Genomic DNA, 955 nt, shown 5'->3' on the forward strand with positions numbered 1-955 from the left:
CGGATCGCCGGCCGGCAGTTTCCCGCACACGCCGTCGAACTGCTTGACGACCGACCTGACCGACGCATCGTGTGCGCCGCTGCCGCGCCAGCGGTTCAGCTGCGTGACGACCTTGGTCAGCGCGCGCAGGTTCGCGCCGTAGAACGCGTCCCGGGTCTTGTCGGCCTGCGCGAGCACACTGGCGGCAATCCCTTCGATGCGCGCCGAATCGTCCGGCGCCAGTTCAACCGCATTCGCGAAGTAGGTCGCGCCCCAGCGCAGCTTCGTCGCCGGGCCGCTCGCCGCGTCGTACGCCTTGCGATACCAGTCGAGCGCGGCCGCCTTGTCGCCGCGCGCCTTCGCGTTCGCGGCCAGCCCCGACATGAAGTAGTACGGCGTGGACGAACGCGGCAGCTCGGCCTTCAGCAACGCATCCGATTCGTCGTACAGCCCCGCGTCGGTCAGCGTGTCCGCGCCTTCGCTGACGAGCGCCTGCCGCTCGTATGCATTCGCCGCGCCCTGCACCGATGCGGCAATCTGCTTGCGCGCGGTATCGGCGAGCGCCGGTGCGGCGAGTGGTGCGCCCTTGCGTGCGTCGCCGCGCGCGAGCAGCACGCGGCCGTGCAGCGCCATCAGCCGGTCGATCGACGACAGCGTGGTGTCGGTCGACAGGCGCGCCAGCGCCGTGTCATACGCGCCGCGCAATTTCGTGCGCTGCGCGTCGTCGCCGCCGAGATACGCGACCACGCGCGCGGGTGCGGCGACCAGCACGTCCGAATCGGCCCGCGACAGCGCGGCATCGTGCAGCACCGTGCGCAGCGAATCGGCGAGCGCGGCCTTGTCGAGCGCGCCGGCCTGCGTCGGATCGTCCGACGCGGCGACCACCGCCGACTTCAGCGCGAAGCGCGCCGATTCGTCTTTCGCACCGGCCGCCCGCGCGCGTTGCGCGAGCGACTGCAGCGTCTGCGCGACACGA

1 pseudogene is annotated in these 955 nt (G+C 71.6%); it reads right to left on the reverse strand.

What is annotated here, in order from left to right:
* A pseudogene (locus JMF90_RS38515) lies at nucleotides 1-955 on the reverse strand (thioredoxin family protein); the annotation flags it as partial.

It is taken from the genome of Burkholderia sp. E168m23 (assembly GCF_016586125.1).
In the GTDB taxonomy this organism is placed as follows: domain Bacteria; phylum Pseudomonadota; class Gammaproteobacteria; order Burkholderiales; family Burkholderiaceae; genus Burkholderia; species Burkholderia orbicola.